16 protein-coding genes and 2 riboswitches are annotated in these 20,096 nt (G+C 65.8%); of the genes, 13 read left to right on the top strand and 3 right to left on the bottom strand.

What is annotated here, in order from left to right:
* The first annotated feature begins 218 nt into the window (after positions 1-218).
* The gene (locus GTZ97_RS12410; RefSeq protein WP_161650962.1) at positions 219-1,238 is read left to right on the top strand and encodes a UDP-glucuronic acid decarboxylase family protein; all 1,020 of its coding nucleotides are present in this window, start codon (positions 219-221) and stop codon (positions 1,236-1,238) included.
* Here the strand turns inward: GTZ97_RS12410 and GTZ97_RS12415 are convergent.
* Positions 1,200-1,826, bottom strand: a complete 627-nt coding sequence (locus GTZ97_RS12415; RefSeq protein WP_161651081.1) for a response regulator transcription factor — start codon at positions 1,824-1,826, stop codon at positions 1,200-1,202. The genes GTZ97_RS12410 and GTZ97_RS12415 overlap by 39 nt on opposite strands.
* Positions 1,826-3,850, bottom strand: a complete 2,025-nt coding sequence (locus GTZ97_RS12420) for a sensor histidine kinase (RefSeq protein WP_161650963.1) — start codon at positions 3,848-3,850, stop codon at positions 1,826-1,828. The genes GTZ97_RS12415 and GTZ97_RS12420 overlap by 1 nt, the downstream gene beginning before the upstream one ends.
* A gap of 128 nt (positions 3,851-3,978) precedes the next feature.
* Between GTZ97_RS12420 and GTZ97_RS12425 the strand changes: the two genes are divergently transcribed.
* The 8 genes from GTZ97_RS12425 (at position 3,979) to GTZ97_RS12460 (ending at position 15,497) form a co-directional block, all read left to right on the top strand.
* Complete coding sequence (locus GTZ97_RS12425; RefSeq protein WP_161650964.1) at positions 3,979-5,007, top strand: TRAP transporter substrate-binding protein; 1,029 nt, start codon at positions 3,979-3,981, stop codon at positions 5,005-5,007.
* A 91-nt stretch (positions 5,008-5,098) separates the two neighbouring features.
* The gene (locus GTZ97_RS12430; protein WP_161650965.1) at positions 5,099-5,704 is read left to right on the top strand and encodes a TRAP transporter small permease; all 606 of its coding nucleotides are present in this window, start codon (positions 5,099-5,101) and stop codon (positions 5,702-5,704) included.
* A gap of 11 nt (positions 5,705-5,715) precedes the next feature.
* A complete protein-coding gene (locus GTZ97_RS12435) occupies positions 5,716-6,996 on the top strand; it encodes a TRAP transporter large permease (RefSeq protein WP_161650966.1) in 1,281 nt (426 codons plus the stop codon).
* Positions 6,997-7,103: 107 nt separating this feature from the next.
* The gene (ppc, locus tag GTZ97_RS12440) at positions 7,104-9,920 is read left to right on the top strand and encodes a phosphoenolpyruvate carboxylase (RefSeq protein WP_161650967.1); all 2,817 of its coding nucleotides are present in this window, start codon (positions 7,104-7,106) and stop codon (positions 9,918-9,920) included.
* A gap of 43 nt (positions 9,921-9,963) precedes the next feature.
* Positions 9,964-10,105, top strand: a riboswitch (glycine riboswitch).
* A 9-nt stretch (positions 10,106-10,114) separates the two neighbouring features.
* Positions 10,115-10,253, top strand: a riboswitch (glycine riboswitch).
* Between the two features lie 73 nt (positions 10,254-10,326).
* A complete protein-coding gene (gcvT, locus tag GTZ97_RS12445) occupies positions 10,327-11,442 on the top strand; it encodes a glycine cleavage system aminomethyltransferase GcvT (RefSeq protein WP_161650968.1) in 1,116 nt (371 codons plus the stop codon).
* A 143-nt stretch (positions 11,443-11,585) separates the two neighbouring features.
* Complete coding sequence (gene gcvH / locus GTZ97_RS12450) at positions 11,586-11,960, top strand: glycine cleavage system protein GcvH (RefSeq protein ID WP_161650969.1); 375 nt, start codon at positions 11,586-11,588, stop codon at positions 11,958-11,960.
* Positions 11,961-11,997: 37 nt separating this feature from the next.
* On the top strand, positions 11,998-14,898 hold the full coding sequence (gene gcvP, locus GTZ97_RS12455) for an aminomethyl-transferring glycine dehydrogenase (RefSeq protein WP_161650970.1): 2,901 nt from the start codon (positions 11,998-12,000) through the stop codon (positions 14,896-14,898).
* Positions 14,871-15,497, top strand: a complete 627-nt coding sequence (locus tag GTZ97_RS12460; RefSeq protein ID WP_161650971.1) for a hypothetical protein — start codon at positions 14,871-14,873, stop codon at positions 15,495-15,497. The genes gcvP and GTZ97_RS12460 overlap by 28 nt, the downstream gene beginning before the upstream one ends.
* On the opposite strand, the gene ppsR is transcribed toward GTZ97_RS12460, so the two are convergent.
* On the bottom strand, positions 15,491-16,309 hold the full coding sequence (gene ppsR / locus GTZ97_RS12465) for a posphoenolpyruvate synthetase regulatory kinase/phosphorylase PpsR (protein ID WP_161650972.1): 819 nt from the start codon (positions 16,307-16,309) through the stop codon (positions 15,491-15,493). The genes GTZ97_RS12460 and ppsR overlap by 7 nt on opposite strands.
* 191 nt (positions 16,310-16,500) lie before the next feature.
* On the opposite strand from ppsR, the gene ppsA reads away from it, so the two are divergent.
* The 4 genes from ppsA (at position 16,501) to rpsR (ending at position 20,084) form a co-directional block, all read left to right on the top strand.
* On the top strand, positions 16,501-18,906 hold the full coding sequence (gene ppsA, locus GTZ97_RS12470) for a phosphoenolpyruvate synthase (protein WP_161650973.1): 2,406 nt from the start codon (positions 16,501-16,503) through the stop codon (positions 18,904-18,906).
* Between the two features lie 180 nt (positions 18,907-19,086).
* On the top strand, positions 19,087-19,452 hold the full coding sequence (rpsF, locus tag GTZ97_RS12475) for a 30S ribosomal protein S6 (RefSeq protein ID WP_161650974.1): 366 nt from the start codon (positions 19,087-19,089) through the stop codon (positions 19,450-19,452).
* A 26-nt stretch (positions 19,453-19,478) separates the two neighbouring features.
* Positions 19,479-19,769: a primosomal replication protein N gene (gene priB / locus GTZ97_RS12480; RefSeq protein ID WP_161650975.1), complete on the top strand. Its 291-nt coding sequence runs from the start codon at positions 19,479-19,481 to the stop codon at positions 19,767-19,769.
* A 21-nt stretch (positions 19,770-19,790) separates the two neighbouring features.
* Complete coding sequence (gene rpsR / locus GTZ97_RS12485; protein WP_161650976.1) at positions 19,791-20,084, top strand: 30S ribosomal protein S18; 294 nt, start codon at positions 19,791-19,793, stop codon at positions 20,082-20,084.
* Positions 20,085-20,096: the final 12 nt, after the last annotated feature.

The raw sequence follows: 20,096 nt of genomic DNA on the forward strand, positions 1-20,096 counted from the left end.
GAGACCTCGACAGGTTGGACGCGACAGGGCGCAGCTTGGATCTGTGGGGTAGTAGAAGGCCCGGCGGGATCGCAGATAGGGCGGAAAAGGCCCTGAGGCGCCCCCTTTCTGCGACCGAGTGGCACCTTCGCCACAACGCGCCCGGGTCAGGCACGCCATTCGCCCTGCTCCGCTGGCACGGCTGCGTCGAGGCGGTCGTTCACTTGAGGAGCGAAGACATGCGCAGAATCCTGGTCACGGGCGGAGCCGGCTTTCTCGGCTCACACCTCTGCGATGCGCTGCTGGCGCGTGGCGACGAAGTGCTGTGCGTGGACAACTATTTCACCGGGCGGCGCGACAACGTTGCCCACCTGCTGAGCCACCCGCGCTTCGAGCTGATGCGGCACGACATCACCTTCCCGCTGTATGTGGAGGTGGATGAGATCTACAACCTGGCCTGCCCGGCCAGCCCTGTGCATTACCAGCACGACCCGGTGCAGACGACCAAGACCAGCGTGCTGGGGGCCATCAACATGCTGGGGCTGGCCAAGCGGCTGAAGGTGCCCATCCTGCAGGCGTCGACCAGCGAGGTCTACGGCGACCCGGCCGAGCACCCGCAGACAGAGGCCTATTGGGGCAATGTGAACCCCATTGGCCTGCGCAGTTGCTACGACGAGGGCAAGCGATGCGCCGAAACCCTCTTCTTTGACTACCACCGCCAGCACCGGCTGCAGGTGAAAGTGCTGCGCATCTTCAACACCTATGGCCCGCGCATGCATCCCAGCGACGGCCGGGTGGTGAGCAACTTCATCGTGCAGGCGCTCAAGGGCGAGCCCATCACCATTTATGGCGACGGCACGCAGACGCGCAGCTTCTGCTACGTGGACGACCTGATCGAGGGCATGGTGCGGCTGATGGATGCGCCCGCGGAGCTGACAGGCCCGGTGAACCTGGGCAACCCGAGCGAGTTCACGATGCTGCATCTGGCAGAGACGGTGATCCGGCTGACGAGCAGCCGCTCGACGCTGCGCTTCCTGCCTCTGCCGGGCGACGACCCGCGTCAGCGCCGGCCGGACATCACGCTCGCGCGCGAGGCCTTGCACTGGGCGCCGCAGGTGCCCCTGGAACAAGGGCTGCGCCGCACCATCGACCACTTCCGGCATGAGCTGGGCCTGAAGCCCACCGGTCGGCAGCCCCGCCGGCGTCCTACGCTGCCCCAGTCAGCCAGCGGCCAGCAGGCCGGCCAGTTCGGCCGCTGAGCGCACGCCCAGCTTCGAAAACACGCGGGCGCGGTGGACTTCTACCGTGCGCACGGCAATGTGCAGTTCGTCGGCGATGACCTTGTTGAGCTTGCCGGCAGCCACGCGCACCATGATCTCGCGCTCACGTTCGCTGAGGCTGGCCAGACGCGCCGTGCGCTCGGCCGCGCGGGCGTTCTCGGCATAAGACGAAGCCTCGACCGCCAGGGCCTGTTCGATGCGGTCTGCCAGCGTGTTGTCGCTGTAGGGCTTTTCGAGAAAGTCGAAGGCGCCCTTCTTGAGCGCCTCGACCACCATGGGAATGTCGCCATGGCCGCTCAGAAACAGCACGGGGTTGCGCAGCCCTTGTTCGATCAGCATCTCGTGCAGGCGCAGGCCCGAGACGGGCTCCATGCGCACATCCAGCACGAACACGCCGCGCAGCGGCCGTGGCTGGGTGCCGAGAAACGACAGCAAGGCGGCGGCGCCGTCGAACGCGTGCACCAGCAAACCGCGCGAACCGAGGAGGAACACCAGTGCATCACGCACCACCGCCTCGTCGTCGACCAGGTACACCACGCCCGCGTCGGGTTTGGCAGCAAACGTCATCATGCGGACTCCTCTTGCGATGCGGCCGAGCCGGTCGCCGCGCCATGGACGGGCAGGCTGAACGAGAACGCCGCGCCCCCCAGCGCGCTGGCCTCGGCATCCAGCACGCCGTAGTGCAACTCGACGATGGAACGGCAGATGGCCAGCCCCATGCCCATGCCCTCGGATTTGGTGGTGAAGAACGGCGCACACAGCTCGTCGACCAGCCGGCCTTGCAGACCCGGCCCGTTGTCGGCCACGGTGACGCGCACGAACCGGCCGCCGGACACCACATTGGCCGTGACGCGGATGCGCCTGGGCTCGGGCTGCGTCGCGAGCGCATCGCAGGCGTTGCGGACCAGGTTGACCACCACCTGTTCGAGCAGCACCGTGTCGGCCCGGACCTGCGGCAGGGCCGCATCCAGGGCCACCTCAGTCTGGACGTTCTGGCGGGCGATGTCGCGCTTGAGCAGGTTCATGCCCGATCGGATGACATCGGCCAGGTCGCAAGGCTCCAGCTGGGGCTCGTGGCGCGTGAGGAACTCGCGGATGCGACGCACGATGCGACCGGCATGGCCCGCCTGCTCGCCCATGCGCTGCAGGGCCTTGAGCAGGTGCGGATCGGCCGTTCCTGAGGCCTGCATGGCGTTGAGCACGCCGGCGTTGTAGCTGGCAATGGCCGACAGCGGCTGGTTGAGCTCGTGGGCCAGCGTGGAGGCCACCTCGCCGATCATGGTGAGCCGGGCGTGGTGAGCCATGGTCTCCAGCTGGCGTCGCTCACGCTCTTCCATGCGCTTCTTCTCGGTGATGTTGAGCACCGAGGCCATCCAGCCAATCTGCACGCCTTTGGCGTCCACCAGCGGTGCTTCGAACACCATCACGTCGATGATGTGCCCATCGCGGTGCTGCCAGCGCGATTCGTAGCCCTCGCGCGGCGCCTGGCCAGCCATGTTGCGGCGGTGCATGCGCATGCTGTGATCAAGGTCGTCGGCCACCCAGTAAGGCATGGGCGGCAGCAGGCCCACCAGCTCTTCCGGCTGGTAGCCGACCATGTCGGCCATGGTCTTGTTGACGTAGACCAGGCGCCCGTCCATGTCGCGGGCACGAATGCCCACGGCCAGCGAGTCTTCCATCGCACTGCGCCAGGCGACCTCTGTGCGCCAGGCGGTCTCGGCGCGCGAGACCGACCGCATCTGGCGCCGCAACATGGCCGAGGCCAGTGCCACGAGCACCAGAAAGCCCGCCATCAGCGCCATGGGCATGGTGCGCCACCATGGCGTGACCCGATGCTGGGCGGTGAGCTCCAGCCAGGCCTGCGGCAAGGCCGGCCCCATGGGCACGCGATACCAGAGTTGCTCTTCGCCGCGTGGGGTGCGTGTGGTACCGGCGATCACTTCGTCAGAGACGTCGACAATGCGGATGTCGTACTTGCTGGCCAGCCACCACGGCAGCTTCTGGCGCAGCACGGCAGCCGCTGAAAACCGCGCGATCATCATTCCCTGGGCCCCGCCCGGCGTGGTTGGGGGAAGGCTCACCGACAGGTGGCCAGACAGGCCCTCGTCGTCAAACATGCTGCGATCGGCGTGTCGAGGTGGCAGGCTGTCGTCCGGGGCATGGGCCACGATGCGGCCGTTCTCATCAAGCCAGGTGACGCTGATCCAAAGCCGCCGCAGGCCATCCAGCAGCAGCGGGCTTTGGTAGAAAGTCGCTGTGCCGCGCCCGCCCTTGGCCACGTTATCGGCCAGACCGCGCAGTTTGACCAGTTCGGCCTCCAGGCGTGCCGAAATCTGTGACTCGAGCGACAAAGCGTCTGCGATCATCGTGCGCTGGACGATGTCGCGCTCGGCGTCTTCCTGATGAACGAGCCAGGCCATGACGCCCGCCACGAACACCAGCGACAGGATCAGCGGCCACGCCCACAGCGTGGCCAGCAGCCAGGGCTGACGCACGAGCCAGTTGCCGCGACGCGGCGGCACGGCCAGCGCGGGTCGGGGCGGCGCACTCAGAGGCGGGCTCATGTCGACGTGCAGCAATACCTGGGACATGCCCTCAGTCTAGGGGCGGGAGACGGCGCTCGGCGCGGCCTTCCTCGATGAATGTGGAACTCCACAATTTCGGGCAGGGTATCAAAACAGAACAATGAGCCTACCAACACCGATTCGGAGACGCCACCATGATTCCTCTGGGTTCCACTCGCCTGCTGCGCCGCAGCGTGATTTCTCTGGCCCTGGCGGCCGCCTGTGTGCCCGCCGCATTTGCGCAGGCCCCCATCGTGATCAAGTTCAGCCACGTCGTGGCCAACGACACGCCCAAGGGCCGCGCCGCTGACTTCTTTGCCAAGCGCGCCGCCGAGCTGACCAAGGGCCGCGTGAAGGTGGAGGTCTACCCGAACAGCCAGCTCTACAAGGACAAGGAAGAGATGGAAGCACTGCAGCTGGGCTCGGTCCAGATGCTGGCTCCTTCCCTGTCGAAGTTTGCCCCCCTCGGTGTGAAGGAGTTCGAAGCCTTCGATCTGCCCTTCATCTTCGACGACTACGCCGATCTGCATGCCGTGACCAACGGCCCCGTCGGCCAAAAACTGCTCAAAAAGCTGGAGTCGCGGGGCATCACCGGCCTGGCCTACTGGGACAACGGCTTCAAGGTCATGTCGGCCAACAAGCCGCTGCGCTCGGTGGAAGACTACAAGGGCCTGAAGATGCGTATCCAGTCCTCCAAGGTGCTGGACGCCCAGATGCGCGCTGTTGGCGCCATGCCCCAGGTGCTGGCCTTCTCTGAAACCTATCAGGCGCTGCAGACCGGCGTGGTCGATGGCACCGAGAACCCGCCGTCGAACCTCTACACCCAGAAGATGAACGAGGTTCAGAAGCACGTGAGCGTGACGAACCACGGTTACCTGGGCTACGCCGTCGTGGTGAACAAGAAGTTCTGGGACGGCCTGCCGCCCGACATCCGCGCCGCGTTGACCAAGGCCATGGCCGACTCGACCAAGGTGGCCAACGAAGTGGCGCTGAAGGACAACCAGGACGCACTGGCCGCCGTCAAGGCTACCGGCAAGACCACCGTGCACCAGCCCAGCATCGGCGAACGCTTCCTGCTGAAGAAGGCCATGATCCCGGTGCACAAGCAGATGGCATCGCGCATCGGCCAGGAAACGATCGACGAGATCTACAAGGTCACCGGCTTCGACCCCAGCAAGCTGTGATGCGCATGGCGTGATGCCGTGACGGAGCCCACGCCACCACGTGGGCTTTTTTTCCGCCTCTTTCCCTCGTTATCTCATCAAGGAGAGCCCCATGAAATGGCTCGATCGCCTTGAGGAGTGGATCGTCTCGACCCTGATGGGCGTGGCCACCCTCATCATCTTCGCCGCGGTGGTCCACCGCTATCTGTCCGGCGTCAGCTCGCCCATTCAGGACTGGCTGTTGTCGCTGGACTTCGCCTGGGCCCAGGAAGCCTGCATTTACCTGTTCGTCTGGATGGCCAAGTTCGGCGCGGCCTACGGCGTGCGCACCGGCATCCACGTGGGGGTGGACGTGCTGATCAACCAGCTGTCCGAGCCCAAGCGCCGCAAGTTCGTGCTCTTCGGGCTGTTTGCCGGCGCCTTCTTCACGGCAGCCGTGACCATCATGGGCTCGCACTTCGTCTGGCACAACGGCGCCAACTACGCTTTCCACGCCGCGCTCGGGCTGGACCTGAGCGATTTGATCGAAGGCCCGACCACGCCTGATCTGGAGTGGCCGACCTGGATCATCTACTCGGCCATTCCGCTGGGTTCGGCACTGATGTCCTTCCGCTTCCTGCAGGTCGCTTGGAACTTCCACCGCACCGGCGAGCTGCCACATCACGACCACGGCCACGTCGAAGGTCTGGGTGATCAGCCCGAGCAAGCCAAGGCCTGAAGGATCACATCATGAGCGGAATCATCATTTTTAGCCTGCTGCTGGTGCTCATGCTCACCGGCATGCCCGTCAGCATCTCGCTGGGTCTGACGGTGCTGACCTTCATCTTCTGTTTCACCGATGTGCCCATCGCGTCGGTCGCGCTGAAGCTGTTCACCGGCATCGAGAAGTTCGAGATCATGGCGATCCCGTTCTTCATCCTGGCGGGCAACTTTCTGACGCATGGCGGCGTGGCCAAGCGCATGATCAACTTCGCCACCAGCATGGTCGGCCACTGGCACGGTGGCCTGGGTCTGGCGGCGGTGGTGGCGTGTGCGCTGTTTGCCGCGGTGTCGGGTTCGTCGCCCGCCACGGTGGTGGCGATTGGCTCGATCATGCTGCCAGCCATGGTAAAGGCAGGGTTTCCCAAGCAGTTCGGCGCAGGTGTGGTCACCACCGCGGGGGGGCTGGGCATCCTGATCCCACCCTCGATCGTGATGGTGATGTACTCGGTCACCACCAACACCTCGGTGGGTGAACTGTTCATGGCCGGCGTGATCCCGGGTCTGATGCTCGCCACGCTGCTCGGCCTGACCACCTGGTGGCGCGCGCGCAAGCACAACTACCCCCGCATGCCCAAGGCCACCTGGGGTGAGCGCGCCAAGGCCCTGCGTGAATCCATCTGGGGGCTGCTGCTGATCGTGGTGGTGATGGGCGGCATCTACTCCGGCCTGTTCACGCCCACGGAAGCCGCTGCCATGAGCGCCGTGTATGCCTTCATCATCGCCGTGTTCGTCTACAAGGACATGGGCCTGAAGGACGTGCCGCGCATGCTGCTGAACTCGGCCAACATGAGCGCAATGCTGCTGTACATCATCACCAACGCGGTGCTGTTCAGCTTCGTGCTGGCCAACGAGAACATTCCGCAGCAACTGGCCGACTGGCTGGTGGGTGTGGGTCTGGGCCCGATCGCCTTCCTGCTGGTGGTCAACATCCTGCTGCTGATTGCGGGCAACTTCATGGAGCCGTCGTCGATCATCCTGATCCTGGCGCCCATCCTGTTCCCGGTGGCCGTCCAACTGGGCATCGACCCGGTGCACTTCGGCATCCTGATCGTGGTGAACATGGAAATCGGCATGTGCACACCGCCGGTGGGGCTGAACCTGTACGTGGCATCCGGCATCGCGAAGATGGGCATGACCGAGCTGACCAAGGCCGTGGGGCCGTGGCTGCTGACCATGCTGGCCTTCCTGGCGCTGGTGACCTACTACCCACCGCTGTCGCTGTGGCTGCCGACCATGTTGATGCGCTGACGCACTATCCCCACCCCCAGGGTGGGACATCCCCGGGATGACCGGCGGGGCTGGCACGATGTTTGATGCGCTTTGCGCATCCATCGTCCAGCCCCTTGTTGTTTGTCATGGCCACACGCTCTGCTGCATCCACACGCCGCGCCACCGCGCCGGCCAAAGCCGTTCACGCCCCGCTGCTCCAGGACATCCGCTTGCTGGGCAGGTTGTTGGGCGATGTGATCCGCGAGCAGGAGGGCCGAGCCGCCTTCGAGCTGATCGAGCGCATCCGCCAGCTGGCCGTGGCCTACCGGGGTCGACACGACGCCCAGGCCGGCAAGGCGCTCGACCGGTTGCTCAACAACCTGTCGGCCGACCAGAGCGTGTCGGTGATCCGCGCCTTCAGCTACTTCTCACATCTGGTCAACCTGGCCGAAGACCGACATCAGGTGCGCCAGGCCCAGCAGCCGGTCGATCGGCCGGTAACTGGCTCGCTGCCCGCTGCGCTGGAGCGGCTGCATGCCGGCGGCATCGGGGCCGAAGAGATTGCCGGGCTGTTGCAAGGCGCCTATCTGTCGCCCGTGCTCACGGCCCACCCGACCGAGGTGCAGCGCAAATCCATTCTGGATGCCGAACGGGCCGTGGCCTCGCTGCTGGCCCAGCGCGACGACGCAACCGGGCCGCGCGCGGCAGAAGTGGAACGGGCTTTGCGCGCGCGCATCACCCAGTTGTGGCAGACGCGCATGCTGCGCTTCACCAAGCTGACGGTGTCCGACGAGATCGAGAACGCCCTGAGCTATTACCCGCTGACCTTTCTGCAGGAGATCCCGCGGCTGTATGGTCAGATCGAAGACGCCCTGCCCGGGCGCACCGTGCCGCCGTTTCTGCGCATGGGCCACTGGATCGGTGGCGACCGCGACGGCAACCCCAATGTGACGGCCGCCACGCTGCGTCTGGCCCTGTCGCGCCAAGCCGAGGTGGCGCTGCGCCATTACCTGCGCGAGGTGCATGAGCTGGGGGCCGAGTTGTCGATCTCGGGCCGACTGGTGCCCGTCACGCCCGATATGCTGGCGCTGGCCGATCGTTCGCCCGACCACAACCCCCACCGCGCCGATGAGCCCTACCGCCGTGCACTGACCGGCGTGTACGCCCGCCTGGCCGCCACACTGGAGGCGCTCACGGGAACGGAAGCGCTGCGTCATGCGGTGGCCCCGCAATCGCCCTACCCCTCAGCTAACGCGTTCCTCGCCGAGCTGCAGGTGGTCGACGCCTCGTTGCGCAGCCACCATGCCGCGGCGCTGGCCGACCTGCGGCTGCGCCCGCTGATCCGCGCCGTTCAGGTGTTCGGCTTCCATCTGGCCACGCTCGATCTGCGCCAGAGCTCTGACCAGCATGAGCTGGTCGTGGCCGAATTGCTGGCCCGCGCTGAGATCACCCCAGACTACGCCGCACTGGACGAGTCCGCCAAACAGGCGCTGTTGTGTCGGCTGCTGCGCGAGTTGCGCCCGCTTCGCGTACGCGGGGTGGCTTACTCGGAACTGGCCGAAGGCGAGTTGGCCATCTTCGAAGCTGCGGCCGATGCCCGCAACCGTTTCGGCGCCGAGGCGCTGCGCCACTACATCATCTCGCACACCGAAACCGTTAGCGACCTGCTGGAGGTGTTGCTGCTGCAGAAGGAATGCGGCCTGATGCACGGCACGCTGGGCGGGCCGGATGCCCATGCGCAGCTCATCGTCGTGCCGCTGTTCGAGACCATCGCCGACCTGCGACATGCCGAGGGCATCATGCAGGCCTTCTATGCCATCGAGGGCATTCCGGCCCTGATCCAGCGCTCGGGCAACGAGCAAGACATCATGCTGGGCTACAGCGACAGCAACAAGGACGGCGGCTTTTTCACCAGCAACTGGGAGCTGTACCAGGCCGAGATCCGGCTGGTGGCCCTGTTCGACACGCTGCGCCACACCCACGGCACCCGGTTGCGGCTGTTCCACGGCCGGGGCGGCACTGTGGGCCGAGGCGGTGGCCCATCGCACCAGGCCATCCTGGCCCAGCCGCCCGGCACGGTCAACGGCCAGATCCGCCTCACCGAGCAGGGCGAGGTGATCGCCTCGAAGTATGCCAACCCCGAGATCGGGCGGCGCAACCTCGAAACGCTGGTGGCGGCCATGCTCGAAGCCAGCCTGCTGCAGCCCAGCCGGCCCGTGCCAACGAGCTTTCTGGCGGCTGCCCAGGCGCTGTCCGAGGCCAGCATGGCGGCCTATCGCAAGCTGGTCTACGACACGCCCGGCTTCACCGACTACTTCTTTGCCGCCACGCCCATCCGCGAGATCGCCGAGCTCAACATCGGCTCGCGGCCGGCATCGCGCAAGGCCAGCCGCCGCATTGAAGACCTGCGCGCCATCCCATGGGGCTTCTCGTGGGGCCAGTGTCGCGTGGCGCTGCCGGGCTGGTTCGGCATGGGCTCGGCCATCGAGGCCTTTCTGGGTGCACCGGGCAGCACGCCAGAGCGGCAGTTGGCCCTGCTGCAGAAGATGTACCGCCAGTGGCCCTTCTTCCGTACATTGATGTCGAACATGGACATGGTGCTGGCCAAAAGCGACCTGGGCATCGCCGAGCGCTACGTCAGCCTCGTGGAAGACAAGCGCATGGGCAAGCGCATGCTGGCCGCCATCCAGGCCGAGTGGCAACGCACCAACACCGCGCTCGACCAGATCACCGGCAGCAAGGGCCGCCTGGCCAGCCAGCCCGAGCTGGCCAGCTTCCTGGCCTACCGCTTCCCTTACGTCGATCCGCTCAACCACCTTCAGGTCGAGCTGATGCGCCGCTACCGCCGTGCCCCCGACGAGCGCGCCTCCGAGGTGCCCGGCGAGACGGTGGCCGAGCGCGTGCGCCGCGGCATCCACCTGTCGATCAACGGCGTGGCGGCGGGGCTGCGCAACACGGGCTGAGACATCGGGCGGCCTCGCCTTTCGAGGTAAGTGCCCGTACAATCCGCGCCAGCCAGGAGAGAACTGCCCCTGCTTGGGTTTCACATGCCGCAAGCAGGCGCGCAGTCGCCGAAGGCGCAGGGCCCCGGGGCGCACGCAGGTGCGCCGCAGCCCGAACGCTCAGGCAAAAGGACTGGCAAACACGGCTTCGGCCGTGATACCTCACTGGAGAGAGGCCGGTGACGCTGCGCAGACCGCGGCGTGAGCCAGCCCACCGAAGGGGCAAGCCCTCACCGCGCCGGCCAGCCGGGGCGAAGGGTCAATCTCTCAGGTAAAGCGGACAGCGAGGGCAGCCCCCGTCAGGCGCAAGCATGACGTGGAACGGATTGTTTGCCCTCCAGCCGGTCTGGCGACTGGCCGTCTTCCCATGTCCGCAGACCTGCTTACCACCCCGCTGCACGCGCTTCACATCGAACTCGGCGCCAAGATGGTGCCCTTCGGTGGCTACGACATGCCCGTGCAGTACGCCACGGGCATCCTGGCTGAACACAAACACACCCGCGCCGCCGCCGGCCTGTTCGATGTCTCGCACATGGGTCAGGTGCTGCTGAGCGGCCCGGGCGCCGATGCCGCACTCGAAACCCTGGTGCCGGTCGACATCGTGGATCTGGCCCGCTTCAAGCAGCGCTACGCCCTGTTCACCAACGAGCAGGGGGGCATCCTTGATGACCTGATGGTCACCCGACGCGACAACGACCTGTTTTTGGTGGTCAACGCCGCCTGCAAGGCCCAGGACATCGCTCACCTGCAAGCCCGCATCGGTCATCTCTGCACGGTCACGCCGCTGCCCGACCAGGCGCTGCTGGCGCTGCAAGGCCCCGAAGCCGTGACAGCCCTGGCGCGCCTGAACGAAGGCGTTCACCAACTGGTGTTCATGACCGGCGGCCACTTCGCGCTCGACGGCATCGACTGCTTCGTGACCCGCTCGGGCTACACCGGCGAAGACGGCTTCGAGATTTCGGTGCCGGCCGCTCAGGCCGAGCAGCTCGCCCGCGCCCTGCTGGCTCAGCCGGAGGTCAAGCCCATCGGACTGGGTGCGCGCGACACCCTGCGCCTGGAAGCCGGCCTGTGTCTTTATGGCCACGATATCGACACCACGACCACCCCGGTGGAAGGCGCGCTGACCTGGGCCATCCAGAAAGTGCGCCGCCCTGGTGGTGCGCGTGCGGGCGGCTATCCCGGCGCCGAGGTGATTGGCCAGCAACTGGCCGAAGGCGTCAGCCGCAAGCGGGTGGGCCTGATCAGCACCGAACGCATGCCCGTTCGCGAGGGCGCCAAGGTGGTGGACGCCAGTGGCGCCGAGATCGGCGTGGTCACCAGCGGTTCGCTGGGCCCCAGCCTGAACCAGCCCGTTGCCCTGGCCTATGTGGCCACCGCGCACGCCGCCGCAGGCACCGCCGTGTTCGCGCTGGTGCGCGACAAGCGCGTGCCCATGACGGTAAGCCCCACCCCCTTCGTGCCCAACCGTTACCACCGCGGCTGAGCCCCGGTCCAACCGGCTGACCCCAAACCGGCTGAACCGCGCCAGCACGCCATGCCCCCAAGGGCTGAGACAATCACGCCCGTTCGGCTCCCAACCTCCCTTCTGCGCCCCGGCGCACCAACCTGATTGCCAAGGACGTCAACATGACCATCAAGTACACGCCCGACCACGAGTGGCTCCAGATCGAAGCCGACGGCACCGCCACCGTGGGCATCACCCAACATGCCCAGGACGCCCTGGGTGATGTGGTGTTCGTCGATCTGCCCGCGGTGGGCACCAGCTTCAACGCCAAGGACGTGGCTGGCGTGGTCGAATCCGTCAAGGCCGCCGCCGACGTCTACATGCCGCTGACCGGCGAAATCGTGGCCGTCAATGAAGCCCTGCGCGACGACCCCGCCCTGGCCAACAGCGACCCGATGGGCGCCGGCTGGTTCTTCAAGGTCAAGCTGGCCAACCCGGCCGATGCCGACGCCCTGATGGACAAGACCGCCTACGACGATCTGCTCAAGAACGCCTGAGCCCGAGGGCCCTGCCCGCATCACGCCGCCGAACACCATGCCGAACGCCCTGCCCTCCCTTGCCCAACTTGAAGACGCCACTGCCTTCCGCGCCCGCCACATCGGGCCGGATGCCAGCGACGAAACGCAGATGCTGTCTGCCATCGGCGTGGCCTCACGCCAGGCCCTGATGGACAGCATCGTGCCTGTCAGCATCCGCCGCGAGGCGGCCATGCAGTTGCCCGCCCCGCTCACCGAGGCGCAGGCGCTGGCCGAGCTCAAAGGCATTGCGCAACAGAACAAGCTGATGCGCAACTTCATCGGCCAAGGCTATTACGGCACGCTGACGCCCGGCGTCATCCTGCGCAACATCCTCGAGAACCCGGCCTGGTACACGGCTTACACGCCTTACCAGGCAGAGATCTCGCAGGGTCGGATGGAAGCGCTGGTCAACTTCCAGACCATGGTGACCGACCTCACGGGCATGGCGATCGCCAACGCCTCGATGCTGGACGAGGCCACCGCGGCGGCGGAGGCCATGACGCTGGCGGCCCGCGTGGGCAAAAGCAAGTCGCTGCGCTTCGTGGTCTGCCACGACGTGTTCCCGCAAACGCTGGAAGTGGTGCAGACCCGGGCCGAGCCGCTGGACATCACGGTCGATGTGGTGCATGCCGCCCATCTGGCCACGCATCTCGAGAACAACGACTGCTTTGCCGCGCTGCTGCAGTACCCCGGCGTCAACGGCCAGGTGCGCGACCTGCGCCCCCTGATCGACGCGCTGCACGCCAAGGGCGCGCTGGCCATCGTGGCGGCCGATCTGCTGGCACTGACCCTGCTCGCGCCGCCTGGCGAGATGGGCGCTGACATTGTCTGCGGCACCACGCAGCGCTTCGGCATGCCCATGGGCAATGGCGGCCCGCACGCTGCCTATCTGGCCACCAAGGACGAGTTCAAGCGCTCGCTGCCCGGCCGTCTGGTCGGCGTCAGCGTAGACAGCCATGGCAACCCGGCCTACCGGCTGGCGCTGCAGACACGCGAACAGCACATCCGCCGCGAAAAGGCCACCTCGAATATCTGTACCGCCCAGGTGCTGCCGGCGGTGGTGGCCAGCATGTATGCCGTCTACCATGGCCCCGAGGGCCTCCAGCGCATCGCCTTGCGTGTGGCCACGTATGCCTCCATCCTGGCCGAAGGCCTGAAGTCACTGGGCCGCACCGTGGTGCATACCACGTGGTTCGACACCGTGCAGGTACTGGCCGAAGACCGTGAAGCCATCCTGGCGGCCGCCGAGCAGATGGGCATCAACCTGCGCGACGCCAGCGCCGACAGCGTCAGCATCTCGCTGGACGAGACCACCACGCGCGACGACATCATCGACCTGTGGACGCTGTTTGCCGGCAACAAGGCGCTGCCCTCGTTCGCCGCGTTTGAAGGCGGGGTGAGCCTGGGCATTCCAGCCGAGCTGCGACGCACCAGCGGTTTCATGGCTCACCCTGTGTTCAACCGCTATCACAGCGAAACCGAGATGCTGCGCTACCTGCGGGGCCTGGCCGACAAGGACCTCGCACTCGATCGCACCATGATCCCGCTGGGCTCGTGCACGATGAAGCTCAACGCGACCAGCGAGATGATTCCCATCACCTGGCCCGAGTTCGCGCACATCCACCCTTTCGCGCCGCGCCACCAACTGCGCGGCTACGAACTGCTGAACGACCAGTTGTGCAGCTGGCTGTCTCAGGCCACCGGCTACGCCGGCATCAGCCTGCAGCCCAATGCCGGTTCGCAAGGCGAGTACGCCGGCCTGCTGATCATCAAGGCCTGGCATGAATCGCGCGGTGAAGGCCACCGCAACATCTGCCTGATCCCGGAAAGCGCCCACGGCACCAACCCGGCCTCGGCCCAGATGGTGGGCATGCAGGTGGTGGTGACCAAGTGCGACGCCGACGGCAACGTCGATCTGGACGACCTGAAGGCCAAGTGCGAGCAGCACAGCGACAAGCTCGCCGCCGTGATGATCACTTATCCGTCCACCTACGGCGTGTTCGAGACCCGCGTGACCGAGTTGTGCGCCCTGGTGCACCAGCACGGCGGCCGCGTCTATGTGGACGGCGCCAACATGAACGCGCTGGTCGGCCTGGCCGCGCCCGGCCAGTTCGGTGGCGATGTCAGCCACCTCAACCTCCACAAGACCTTCTGCATCCCCCACGGTGGCGGCGGCCCTGGCGTGGGCCCCGTGTGCGTGGTCGAAGACCTCAAGCCCTTCCTGCCTGCCCACCGCGCGGCCGGCATCGGTGAGGCGCAACAGGTGGGCGCGGTGTCGGCCGCGCCGCTGGGCAACGCCGCCGTGCTGCCCATCAGCTGGATGTACATCCGCATGATGGGCGCCGAGGGCCTGAAGGCCGCCACCGAAGTGGCCATCCTGAATGCCAACTACGTGGCAGCGCGACTGGCTGACCACTACGACATCCACTTCAGCAGCGGCCAGTCCAATGTGAAGGGTGGCGGCGTGGCCCACGAGTGCATCCTCGACCTGCGCCCCCTCAAGGACACCAGCGGCGTCAGCGCAGAAGATGTGGCCAAACGCCTGATCGACTACGGCTTCCACGCGCCCACGCTGAGCTTTCCGGTGGCGGGCACGCTGATGGTCGAGCCCACCGAGAGCGAATCCAAGGCTGAGCTGGACCGCTTCTGCGACGCCATGATTGCGATCCGCGAAGAGATCCGTCAGGTCGAGCAAGGCCAGTTGCCGCAAGACGACAACCCGCTGAAGAATGCCCCGCACACGGCCGAGAGCCTGCTGAAGGCCGACTGGGCCCACGCCTACAGCCGTGAACAGGCGGCCTACCCTGTCGTCGGCTTGCGCCGGCAGAAGTACTGGTCGCCCGTGGGCCGGGTGGACAACGTCTACGGTGACCGCAACCTCTTCTGCGCGTGCGTGCCCGTCAGCGAGTACCAGTAAAGCGCCGGCTCCACTGGGTCTGCGGGGGCCTGATTGCGCTGTTCCTGCTCACGATGTGGGCAGGGCTGGCGCATCAAGGGCCTGTGCCGCTGCGCGCTGACGACGACACGCTCGCCGTCGCCACCACAGCGATCGCGCTGGCCGGGGTGAGCGCAGCGGCCGTCTGGCTGCTTCTGCCCGACTGGCAGGACAGGCTGATCGCTGGCGTCATGGCCTGGGTGCTCGTGATCATCCTCGCGCCCACGGCCCTCACCGACCTGCTCCACGCGGCCAACGCCCTGCGAGTCGAGGCGGGATCCCGCCAGCAATCGGTGGAACGCTTCGCCGCATTGAAAGAGGCGAACCCGGCGAAACGCCGCAGCGCCTACTGGTTACGCTCGCTCCCGACGCATCTGCAAGATGGTCAGGCCCAGCTGCAAGACCGCCGTCTGTCGCGCGCCGCGCATGCCGCGCTCCAGAGCGAGCAACTCATCCCGGGTGAGCTGCTGCAGATCGAAGAGGCCACCGGCGCGCTGGGCTGGCCCTTTGTGGTGCGGGTCACCCGCCTGCGCGCCCCCACCGAATTCGCCTTCCAGGCCCAACCGGCCCGCGCTCAGTAAATCAGCCGATCCGGGCGGATGTCGCGCAGGATCGTCGTGGCGATCTCTTCGATCGATTTGTGGGTCGACGACAACCAGGCGATGCCCTCGCGGCGCATCATGGCCTCGGCCTCGTTGACCTCGGCCCGGCAGTTCTCGAGGCTGGCGTACTTGCTGTTGGGACGCCGCTCGTTGCGGATCTGGCTCAGACGCACCGGATCGATCGTCAGACCGAAACACTTCTTCCGATAAGGCTTGAGCATCGTGGGCAGAAAACCCCGGTCGAAGTCTTCCGGGATCAGCGGCACGTTGGCCGCCTTGATGCCGTGCTGCATGGCGAGGTACAAGGATGTGGGCGTCTTGCCACAGCGGCTGACACCGACCAGCACCACATCGGCCGAATCCAGGCTCCGGGACGATTGCCCGTCATCGTGCTCCAGTGCGAAGTTGATCGCATCGATGCGGTTGTTGTATTCCTGATCCTGGCTGGCGTCGCTGAAACGGCCCACGCGGTGGTTCGACTTCATGTCGAACTCGTGCTCCAGCGGCTCCACAAAGGTCTTGATCACGTCAAACACCTTGCCGCGGCAGCCCTTGAGGATGTCCAGCACCTCGTCGTTGGCCAGCGTGGTGAACACGATGGGGCGCTTGCCCTCGCGCTCGGCGGCAGAGTTGATCTCTCTGACCACCTGATGGGCCTTGTCTACCGTGTCGATGAAAGGCCGGCGCACATGGCGCGGCTTGACAGCGAATTGCGCCAGGATGGAGTTGCCCATCGTTTCGGCCGTGATCCCGGTGCCGTCGGACACAAAAAATACGCTTCGATCGGGCATGTGCATGCGTCGCCTGTTTGAGGGGGTGTCCGATAAACGGCGCCCCGGTGTGGAATCGGTGGACCCGTGATGATAGGGCTGACCCTACAATCGCTCCAACTCGTGCCAATGGCGGCCTGACCCATCACAAGCACAACAGGTCGTGACCGCCCGCGGCGCCCCCGGTTTTTTTCACCATCCTGGAGCTTCCCATGACCCAACGCTTTGAGCCGACCGCCCTGGTTGTGCCTTTTGAGCAACTTCGCATGTCCGACGTCGAGGTCGTCGGCGGCAAGAACGCCAGCCTCGGCGAGATGATCTCGCAGCTGCCCGACGGCGTGCGCGTGCCCACGGGCTTTGCCACCACGGCCCACGCCTTCCGCGAGTTTCTCAAGCACGACGGCCTGGCCGACCGCATCAGCCAGCGCCTGGCCACGCTCGACACCGACGACGTGCGCGCCCTGGCCGAAGCCGGCGCCCAGATCCGCGGCTGGGTCGAGGCACAGCCCTTCCCGGCGGACCTGGAAAAGGCCATCCGAGATGCCTACGCCAAGCTGGCTGGCGACAACCCCAACGCCTCGTTCGCCGTGCGCTCCTCGGCCACGGCCGAAGACCTGCCCGACGCCTCGTTCGCAGGTCAGCAAGAGACCTTCCTGAACGTGGTGGGCATTGAGGACATCCTTCACAAGATGAAGGAAGTCTTCGCCTCGCTGTACAACGACCGCGCCATCTCCTACCGCGTGCACAAGGGATTTGCCCATGACGTGGTGGCCCTGTCGGCCGGCGTGCAGCGCATGGTGCGCTCCGATCTGGCCGCATCCGGCGTGATGTTCACCATCGACACCGAGTCGGGTTTTTCGGACGTGGTCTTCATCACCTCCAGCTACGGCCTGGGCGAGACCGTGGTGCAAGGCGCCGTCAACCCCGACGAGTTCTACGTGCACAAGCCGGCGCTGAAGGCCGGCAAGCAGGCCGTGATCCGCCGCAATCTGGGCTCCAAGCTGCTCAAGATGGAGTTCTCGACGCCTGAAGAGAAAGCCGCCTCCGGCAAGCTGGTCAAGACCGTGGACACCACTGTCGAAGCCCGCAACCGCTACAGCCTGACGAACGATGAGGTGATGGAGCTGGCCCGCTACGCCCTGATCATCGAGCAGCACTATGGCCGCCCGATGGACATCGAATGGGGCAAGGACGGCACCGACGGCCACCTCTACATCCTGCAGGCCCGCCCCGAGACCGTGAAGAGCCAGGCCCACGGCAAGGCCGAGCAGCGCTACAAGCTCAAGGGCACGGGCACCGTGCTGGCCGAAGGCCGCGCCATCGGTCAGAAGATCGGCACCGGCCCCGTGCGCATCGTGCACAACATCGCCGAGATGGACAAGGTGCAGCCCGGTGACGTGCTGGTCACCGACATGACCGACCCCAACTGGGAGCCGGTGATGAAGCGCGCCAGCGCCATCGTCACCAACCGCGGCGGCCGCACCTGCCACGCTGCCATCATCGCGCGCGAATTGGGCATCCCGGCCGTGGTCGGTTGCGGCAACGCCACCGACCGCCTGACCGATGGCACGCTGGTCACCGTGGCCTGCTCCGAGGGCGACACCGGCCACATCTATGAAGGCCTGCTCGAGACCGAGATCACCGAGGTGACCCGTGGCGAGATGCCCCACATCGGCCTGAAGATCATGATGAACGTGGGCAACCCTCAGCTCGCCTTCGACTTCTGTCAGATGCCCAACAGCGGCGTGGGCCTGGCCCGCCTTGAGTTCATCATCAACAACAACATCGGCGTCCACCCCAAGGCCATCCTCGACTACCCCAACGTCGACACCGACCTGAAAAAGGCCGTGGAATCGGTCGCTCGTGGCCATGCCTCGCCGCGCGCCTTCTATGTCGACAAGCTCGCCGAAGGTGTGGCGACGATTGCAGCCGCCTTCTGGCCCAAGCCCGTCATCGTGCGCCTGTCGGACTTCAAGTCCAACGAGTACAAGAAGCTCATCGGCGGCTCGCGCTACGAGCCGGAAGAAGAAAACCCGATGCTGGGCTTCCGCGGCGCCTCGCGTTACATCTCTGAGGAGTTCGGTGAGGCCTTCGCCATGGAATGCGAGGCGCTCAAGCGCGTGCGCAACGACATGGGGCTGACCAACGTCGAGATCATGGTGCCCTTCGTGCGCACGCTGAAGCAGGCGGAGCGCGTGACCCAGATGCTGGCCGACCACGGCCTGGTGCGCGCGGCCAAGGGTGGCACCGACGGCCTGCGCGTCATCATGATGTGCGAAGTGCCCAGCAACGCCATCCTGGCCGAGCAGTTCCTGGAGTTCTTCGACGGCATGTCCATCGGCTCGAACGACTTGACCCAGCTCACCCTGGGCCTGGACCGTGACTCCGGCCTGGAACTGCTGGCGCACGACTTCGACGAGCGTGACCCGGCTGTCAAGGCGCTGATCTCGCGCGCGATCGCAGCTTGCCGCGCCCACGGCAAGTACATCGGCATCTGCGGCCAGGGCCCCAGCGACCACGCCGACTTCGCCGAATGGCTGGCAGCCGAGGGCATCGTGTCGATCTCGCTGAACCCGGACACCGTGGTCGAAACCTGGCAGCGGCTGGCAGCCAGCTGACACGCCCTCGCCACCCCGCGCCCCAAGCGCCGCCTGCCGCGGCGCTTTTTTCTTGCTATACTCGCGGGTTTTCCGATTTCCTGTCTGCCTCAGTTACATCCGAGGCAACGGAAGCCTTGCCGTCAGCGGGTTTGACGCTTCGCGACGGCTTCCATCAACTGGAATCCACAAGGAGTTTCCATGCGTCACTATGAAATCATCGTGCTGATCCACCCGGATCAAAGCGAACAGGTTCCGGCCATGCTGGAGCGCTACAAGACCCTGATCACCTCCAACGGTGGCCAGGTTCACCGCGTTGAAGACTGGGGCCGCCGCCAGCTGGCCTACCAGATCAACAAGCTCGCCAAGGCTCACTACCTGTGCCTGAACATCGAAGTCAGCAAGGAAATCCTGGCTGAACTCGAAACCGGCTTCAAGTTCAACGATGCCGTGCTGCGTCACCTGACCGTCCAGAAGGACAAGGCTGAAACCGCGCCTTCCGTCATGATGAAGCAAGTCGAGCGTGAAGAGGCCCGCAAGGCCCAGCAGGAGCAAGCAACCGCCTGACTCGTCAGGCGTGATGCCCAGCGTTCATGAACCGCGTCGAGCTGTCTGCGCAAATCATCGAACGCAAGGTATTGCGATACACCCCCGCCGGACTGCCCGCCCTCGATCTCGTGCTCGCGCACGAATCCACGGTGACGGAAGCCCAGCAAGACCGCAAGGTCAAGCTGGACGTCAAGGCAGTGGCGCTTGGCCCCGTGGCCGAGCAGCTCAACCGGACGGACATCGGCACATCCCTTCTCGTGACGGGATTCCTGGGTGCCCCTCGCAATGGCCGCGGCGTCCTGCTCCACATCACCGCACTCACGGACATCGTTTAAACACATACTGAGAGGTCAATCATGGCTGCTCCCCGCTCCAAGAACGGCAAGTTCTCCAAAGACCGCAAGGGCAAGCGCAACTCGCAATCCCTGCTGTTCCGCCGCAAGCGCTTCTGCCGCTTCACCGTCGCTGGCGTCGAACAGATCGACTACAAGGACGTCGACACGCTGCGCGACTTCATCGCTGAAAACGGCAAGATCATCCCCGCCCGCCTGACCGGCACGCGCGCGATCTACCAACGTCAGCTGACCACGGCCATCAAGCGCGCCCGCTTCCTGGCTCTGCTGCCCTACAGCGACCAGCACAAGGTCTAAGGAGTTCTCGTC

The sequence above is a fragment of the Aquabacterium fontiphilum genome (assembly GCF_009909205.1).
Lineage (GTDB): Bacteria > Pseudomonadota > Gammaproteobacteria > Burkholderiales > Burkholderiaceae_C > Aquabacterium > Aquabacterium fontiphilum.